Below are 6,807 nucleotides of genomic sequence, written 5' to 3' on the forward strand. Positions count from 1 at the left end.
CGTGATGCGTGTCGCATCGCGGGCGTGCGCCCCTCGCACGGGTGGGCCCTACGCCAGGCCGAGGTGGCTCGCCGCGGCGTCGGCGTCGACCGGGACGGTGGTCGGCTGCGGGGCACCGGCGACCGCCCAGTCCGGGTCCTTGAGGCCGTTGCCGGTGACCGTGCAGACGACACGCTGGCCCGGGTCGAGCAGGCCCTCCTCCGCCGCCTTCAGCAGCCCGGCGACGGACGCCGCCGAGGCGGGCTCCACGAAGACGCCCTCCTTCGCCGCCAGCAGGCGGTACGCCGAGAGGATCTGACGGTCCGTCACCGCGTCGATGAGGCCGCCCGACTCGTCCCGTGCCTCCTCCGCGAACCGCCAGGACGCCGGGTTGCCGATCCGGATCGCCGTCGCGATGGTCTGCGGCTGGCGGACCGGCGCGCCGTTGACGATCGGCGCCGAGCCGGACGCCTGGAAGCCCCACATCCGCGGCCGACGGGTGGCGAGGCCGTCCGCGGCGTACTCCTGGTAGCCGCGCCAGTACGCGGTGATGTTCCCCGCGTTGCCGACCGGCAGCAGGTGGATGTCCGGCGCGTCGCCGAGCGCGTCCACGATCTCGAACGCGGCCGTCTTCTGGCCCTCGATCCGTACCGGGTTGACCGAGTTGACCAGCGCCACCGGGTACTTCTCGCTGAGCCCGCGCGCCAGCTCCAGGCAGTCGTCGAAGTTGCCGTCCACCTGGAGGATGCGGCTGCCGTGCACCAGCGCCTGCCCCATCTTGCCGAGCGCGATCTTGCCCTGCGGCACGAGCACCGCGCAGACCATGCCGGCCCGCACCGCGTAGGCCGCGGCGGAGGCCGAGGTGTTGCCGGTGGAGGCGCAGATCACCGCCTGCGCGCCCGCCTCCTTGGCCTTGGAGATGGCCATGGTCATCCCGCGGTCCTTGAAGGACCCGGTCGGGTTCGCGCCCTCGACCTTCAGATAGACGTCACAGCCGGTCCGCTCGGACAGCAGCCCGGCCGGGACCAGCGGAGTGCCACCCTCCAGCAGGGTGACCACCGGGGTGTCCGCGGCGACCGGCAGCCGGTCCCGGTACTCCTCGATGATCCCGCGCCACTGGTGGGTGCCGGACATTCGGGGCTGATCGATGGTTGCGTTCATTGCGGGTCTACTCCCCTTCCACGCGCATGATGCTGGTGACGCCGCGTACGGTGTCGAGTTTCCGCAGGCTGGACACGGTCGCCGAGAGGGCGGCGTCCCGCGCGCGGTGGGTGACGACGACGAGGGAGGCCTCGCCGTCCTTGCCGTGCTGCCGGACCGTGTCGATCGACACGTGGTGCTCGGCGAAGACCGTGGCCACCTGAGCCAGGACACCCGGTTTGTCGGCCACGTCCAGGCTGATGTGGTAGCGGGTGACCACATCGCCCATCGGACTCACCGGCAGTCGCGTGTACGCGGACTCGCCGGGGCCCGTGGTCGCCGCCAGCTTGTTGCGGCAGGCGGCCACGAGGTCGCCGAGTACGGCGGACGCGGTGGGTGCGCCGCCGGCGCCGGGACCGTAGAACATCAGCCGCCCGGCCGCCTCCGCCTCGATGAAGACGGCGTTGTACGCCTCCCGTACCGAGGCCAGGGGGTGGCTGAGCGGGATCATCGCGGGGTGTACGCGGGCGGTGACCGAGCGCCCGTCGGCGCTGCGCTCGCAGATGGCGAGCATCTTGACCGTACAGCCCATCTGGCGCGCCGAGGCGATGTCGGCCGCGGTGACCTCGGTCAGGCCCTCGCGGTGCACGTCGTCGATGGTCACCCGGGTGTGGAAGGCGATCCCGGCCAGGATCGCGGCCTTCGCGGCGGCGTCGAAGCCCTCCACGTCGGCGGTCGGGTCGGCCTCGGCGTAACCGAGCGCGGTGGCCTCGTCCAGCGCCTCGCTGTACCCGGCGCCGGTGGAGTCCATCTTGTCGAGGATGAAGTTGGTGGTGCCGTTGACGATGCCCAGCACCCGGTTCACCTTGTCGCCGGCCAGCGACTCGCGCAGCGGCCGGATCAGCGGGATCGCGCCGGCGACCGCGGCCTCGTAGTACAGGTCCACGCCGTGCTCCACGGCCTTGGCGTGCAGGTTCGCGCCGTCCGCGGCGAGCAGCGCCTTGTTCGCCGACACGACGGAGGCGCCGTGCTCGAAGGCGGTGGTGATCAGGGTGCGGACCGGTTCGATGCCGCCGACGACCTCCACGACGACGTCGATGTCCCCGCGTTTGACCAGGGCGGTGGCATCCGTGGTGAGCAGTTCGGCGGGGACGCCCGCACGGACCCGGTTGGGGCGGCGTACCGCGATCCCGGCCAGTTCGACCGGCGCGCCGACCCGGGCGGCGAGGTCGTCCGTCTGCGTCGTGATGATGCGCGTGACCTCGGAGCCGACCACACCGCAGCCCAGCAGCGCCACCTTCAGCGGACGCGTACGCATCATCCGACCTCGTCTCTCGGTTTCCCGTGCAGCTCAGCACGTGCGGCCCTGCTGCTCGCACGCCGCACCTCGTCGCGGATCCAGTCTCACTCACCGGACGGGAGAAACCACGCCTTGTCCGGATCGCGAGACCACGCGGGCGGACTGTGAGATTTCGCGTCCGATTCCGCGTCCGCCCGGCGATCTTGCGCCGAATCGGGTCGGGCGACGGCTCCGGCGCGGCCCGTTCTCCTTCTCAGCCGGTCCGGGCGCGGGGGATCCTCCTGCGCCCGGCCGGTGTCCGTACCGGTCTGCCGGGCAGGGCCGTGCGCGCCTCGCCCAGGCGCCGGTGATCCTCCGGCGTCTCAGCCGATGTCCAGGCGCAGCAGGTCCTCCTCCGTCTCGCGTCGGACGATCACCCGGGCCTGCCCGTCGGCGACCGCGACCACCGGGGGCCGCAGCGCGTGGTTGTAGTTGCTGGCCATGGAGCGGCAGTACGCGCCGGTGGCCGGCACCGCGAGCAGGTCACCGGGCGCCAGGTCGCCCGGGAGGTACGCGTCCCGCACCACGATGTCGCCGCTCTCACAGTGCTTGCCGACCACCCGGCTGAGCATCGGCGCGGCGTCACTCGTACGGGAGACCAGCGCCACGCTGTACTCGGCGTCGTAGAGCGCGGTGCGGATGTTGTCCGACATGCCGCCGTCGACGCTGACGTACGTCCGCAGGCCCTCCAGCGGCTTGACGGTGCCGACCTCGTACAGCGTGAACGCCGTCGGCCCGACGATCGCGCGGCCCGGCTCCACCGACAGCCGCGGCACCCGCAGCCCGGCCGCCTCGCACTCCCGGGTGACGATGTCGCCGAGCGCCTTGGCGATCTCCTGCGGCTCGCGCGGGTCGTCCTCGGGGGTGTACGCGATACCGAGGCCGCCGCCGAGGTCGATCTCGGGCAGTTCCACGCCGTGCTCGTCCCGTACCTCCGCGAGCAGCGACACGACCCGGCGGGCGGCCACCTCGAAGCCCGCCATGTCGAAGATCTGCGAGCCGATGTGGCTGTGGATGCCGACCAGTTCGAGGCTGTCGAGCATCAGCACCCTCCGGACCGCCTCCGCCGCCTGTCCGTCCGCGAGCGCGATGCCGAACTTCTGGTCCTCGTGCGCGGTGGCGATGAACTCGTGGGTGTGCGCCTCCACGCCGACCGTCACCCGGATCTGCACCCGCTGCCGCGTGCCGTGCCGCCGCGCGACGTCCGCGACCCGCACGATCTCCTGGTACGAGTCGAGCACGATCCGCCCTACGCCCGCCGTCACGGCCCGCTCGATCTCGGCGGTGCTCTTGTTGTTGCCGTGCATCGCGATCCGCTCGGCCGGCATCCCCGCGTCGAGGGCCACCGCCAGCTCCGTACCGGAGCAGACGTCGAGATTGACGCCCTCCTCGCACAGCCAGCGCACCACCGCGCGGGACAGGAAGGCCTTCCCCGCGTAGAACACGTCCGCCTCGTCCCCGAACGCCGCCCGCCATGCCCGGCACCGGGCCCGGAAGTCCTCCTCGTCGAGGAAGTACGCGGGAGTGCCGAACTCCTCGGCGAGGGTGCGTACGTCAAGGCCCGCGACTTCGGCCGCGCCGTCCTCGTTACGCGTGACGGTGCGCGACCAGATCCGCGGGTCGAGGCGGTTGAGGTCGGCGGGCGGGGCGGCGTGGTGCCCTTCGGGCAGGACGTCGGCGTGGCGGGGGCCTGCGGGGTGTGCGGAGCGGCTCACGGCTGGTCTCTCACTCATGGTGTCGGTACGGGGGGTGTCTCTGGGCCGGCGGTGGGCTGTGTTCGGGCGGTGCTGCGGCCGGGTTCGGGCGGTGTTCGGTCTGTCTTCGGGCCGTCCGCGGACCGTTTTCGAGCCGTTTCGGGCCTTCTTCGGACCGTACTCGGTCTGCCCTCGGTCTGCCCTCGGTCTGCCCTCGACCGTCCGTGGGCCTGTCCGCGGGCCGTTTTCGAACCGCCTGTGGGCCGTCCGCGGGCCGCTTTGGGGTCATATTCGGACCGTATCGGGCCGTCTTCGGTCAGAGGTGGTCGGGGGCGGTGATGCCGAGCAGATGGAGGCCGCCGGCGAGCACGACGCCCGTCGCGTCGGCGAGGCGGAGGCGGGCGGCGTGGACGGCCGAGGGTTTCTCCTCCCCTTTCGGCAGCGGCGGGCACTCGTCGTGGAACCGGAAGAAGGCGTCGGCCAACCGCTCCAGGTGCCGTGCCAGCCGGTCCGGCGCGCGGCGGCGGGCGGCGGTCTCGATGACGCGGGGGAAGTCGGCGATGAGGCCGAGGAGTTCGGTCTCGGCGGGGTGGTGGTAGCAGGGGTCCGCGTTCTCGGAGGGTGCGGGGTTCTTGCGGGGACCCGGGTTCGCCGGGGCCGAGGAGTTGTTCCGGGCGTCCGGGACGGCCCGGTGCGCCGGGTTCCGCGGGGCTTCCCTGCTCGCCGGGGCTTCGGGGTCCACGCCCAGGTCGTGGGCGTTGCGGAGGAGGGCGCGGGTGCGGGCATGCGCGTACCGGACACGGAAGAGGGGGTTGGACTCGCGCTGGGCGAGCAGGTCGGCGGTGAGCCGGGGGGTGTCCTCTGCGGGGGGGCGCAGCAGGGCCCAGCGGGTCTCGTCCGGGCCGAGCGTGGTCTCCGGGGCCGGAGCGGGGGCGACCGTCAGTCGTTCGGGCGGCCCAGCCGGGGCTCCGGCGGCACGGGCGAGGCGGTTCACCGCCTCGGCGACGACCCGTTCCCGTACGTCGTCGCGGTCCGCCGCCACGGTCACCGGCTCGTCGGCGAGCCCGTCACCGTACCCGTACTGCCCGCCCTGTGCCCGCACCTGGCGTACGACGTCACCGTAGGCCCGCGCGTCGAGCGTGATGTTCAGGAAGCCGGGCCCGGCGATCTCCACCTGCGCGATCCCCGGCTCCTTCGCCAGCCGCCGGCTCAGGATCGCCGCCACTTCCAGCGGCGTCCGCCCGGCCGGCCCCGCGAGCTGCAACGCCACGGTTGTCGCGTAATCGCCGCACCCGGGCCTCGGCGGCCGCTGCACGACGATCTTCTCCGGCACCACCACGTCCAGCTCCTGCGCCGCGACAGCACGACGTACCGTCGTCAGCACGGCGCGGGACAGTTCGGCGGGGGTCACGGAGAAAAGCGTAGGCGAGCCCCCGGGTAACCCGGCCAGCGGGTTTCGCCCCGCGACGCCTTCCGGGGCCCGGGGACGCCGACCGGCTCCCGTACCCGGCCGGGCCCGGCCCGGGCTCGGCCCGGGCCGGAAGCGCCGGCCAGCCCAGATACCGCCGGGCGCGGGGACGTCTTCTCTTTCGGGCTCCAGTCCCCTTTCGGGCTCCAGGCTCGGCCGCGGCGAGGCCGCGGAACCACCGACGGGCCTCCGCCGCACGCCTCCCTGAGTGGAGCTGACACAAAGGTTGTGTCAGCTGCTTCAAGCACCGCCGGACGCGGCGGCGGCCTGCCCCTTGGGTTCCGGTTCCGGGCCCGGAAGGGGGTCGGAGTCGGAGCGGGACGCGGAGTGAGAGCGAGGCTCGGAACCGGGAAAGAGGTGAGGGCAGGGGTCAGAACCCGGAGCGAGGTGAGGGCGAGACCCGGAACCGGGAGCGAGGTCGGGGCGAGACCCGGAACCCGGAGCGAGGTCGGGGGTGGGGCCGGCGAGCAGGAGCCGCCGCCCGGCAACGGTGCGCACCGTATCGACCAGATTCCCGGGCTCGAACGGCTTCGAGACATAGGCGTCGACGCCCCCGGGCCCGCCGGCACCCTCCGGCAGCGACCCCGCGCTCACCATCACGATCCCGACCTGCCGGGTCCGCGGGTCCGCTCGCAGCCGCGCGGCGGTCCGCACCCCGTCCAGCCTGGGCATCACCACGTCCAGCGTCACCACGTCCGGCCGCACACTGTGCACGATCTCCAGGCACTCGGCACCGTCGGCCGCGGTCACGACCTCGAAGCCCTCCAGCTCGAGATTGACCCTGATCAGTTGCCGGATCACCTTGTTGTCATCCACAACAAGCACCCGGCCCGACGCGCCCGCCACACCGGAAAGCCTAGGCGCGCCCCTCGCGATGCGTCCGCGTTTTGCCCATTTCTTCCCCGTGAGGAGTGACACCCGCTCGTCCCCCTCCCCCAAGCCCCTCACGGAGAACCGCACCGCCCCTCCCGAACCCCCGCGGGCCGCCCCCTCCCGAAGCAAGCCCTTCCGATCCAAGCCCTCCCAACCCCGCGCCGACCTCCAAAAACCCCGTACACGCCCACCCCCCGCGAGCTGGTAGTGTTCTTCCCGTCGCCCCCACCAGGGCACACCAGCCCCCGTAGCTCAGGGGATAGAGCAACGGCCTCCGGAGCCGTGTGCGCAGGTTCGAATCCTGCCGGGGGCAC

The 6,807-nt window shown here is 72.7% G+C and carries 5 protein-coding genes and 1 tRNA gene; 1 reads left to right on the forward strand and 5 read right to left on the reverse strand.

Features of this window, described 5'->3' with window-relative positions; all coding sequences use genetic code 11:
- Positions 1-48: 48 nt before the first annotated feature.
- The 5 genes from thrC to VIW71_RS22640 form a co-directional block, all read right to left on the reverse strand.
- Complete coding sequence (gene thrC, locus VIW71_RS22620; RefSeq protein ID WP_331624340.1) at positions 49-1,140, reverse strand: threonine synthase; 1,092 nt, start codon at positions 1,138-1,140, stop codon at positions 49-51.
- A 7-nt stretch (positions 1,141-1,147) separates the two neighbouring features.
- Positions 1,148-2,440 carry a homoserine dehydrogenase gene (locus tag VIW71_RS22625; RefSeq protein WP_331624341.1) on the reverse strand — a complete coding sequence of 431 codons (1,293 nt, stop codon included), beginning with the start codon at positions 2,438-2,440 and terminating at the stop codon, positions 1,148-1,150.
- Positions 2,441-2,781: 341 nt separating this feature from the next.
- On the reverse strand, positions 2,782-4,173 hold the full coding sequence (gene lysA / locus VIW71_RS22630) for a diaminopimelate decarboxylase (protein WP_331624343.1): 1,392 nt from the start codon (positions 4,171-4,173) through the stop codon (positions 2,782-2,784).
- A gap of 295 nt (positions 4,174-4,468) precedes the next feature.
- Positions 4,469-5,563 carry an ArgS-related anticodon-binding protein NrtL gene (gene nrtL, locus VIW71_RS22635; protein ID WP_331624345.1) on the reverse strand — a complete coding sequence of 365 codons (1,095 nt, stop codon included), beginning with the start codon at positions 5,561-5,563 and terminating at the stop codon, positions 4,469-4,471.
- A 297-nt stretch (positions 5,564-5,860) separates the two neighbouring features.
- Entirely contained in the window at positions 5,861-6,436 is a 576-nt protein-coding gene (locus VIW71_RS22640; protein ID WP_331624346.1) for a response regulator, read from the reverse strand.
- A 298-nt stretch (positions 6,437-6,734) separates the two neighbouring features.
- Here VIW71_RS22640 and VIW71_RS22645 point away from each other — a divergent pair.
- Positions 6,735-6,806: transfer RNA gene (locus VIW71_RS22645), tRNA-Arg, on the forward strand.
- Position 6,807: the final 1 nt, after the last annotated feature.

The sequence above is a fragment of the Streptomyces sp. genome (genome assembly GCF_036524955.1).
Classification (GTDB): domain Bacteria; phylum Actinomycetota; class Actinomycetes; order Streptomycetales; family Streptomycetaceae; genus Actinacidiphila.

Excerpts from the sequence above, each read along its gene's own strand:
- thrC (WP_331624340.1), bottom strand. The coding sequence starts at position 1,140 with ATGAACGCAACCATCGATCAGCCCCGAATGTCCGGCACCCACCAGTGG.
- VIW71_RS22625 (WP_331624341.1), bottom strand. The coding sequence starts at position 2,440 with ATGATGCGTACGCGTCCGCTGAAGGTGGCGCTGCTGGGCTGCGGTGTG.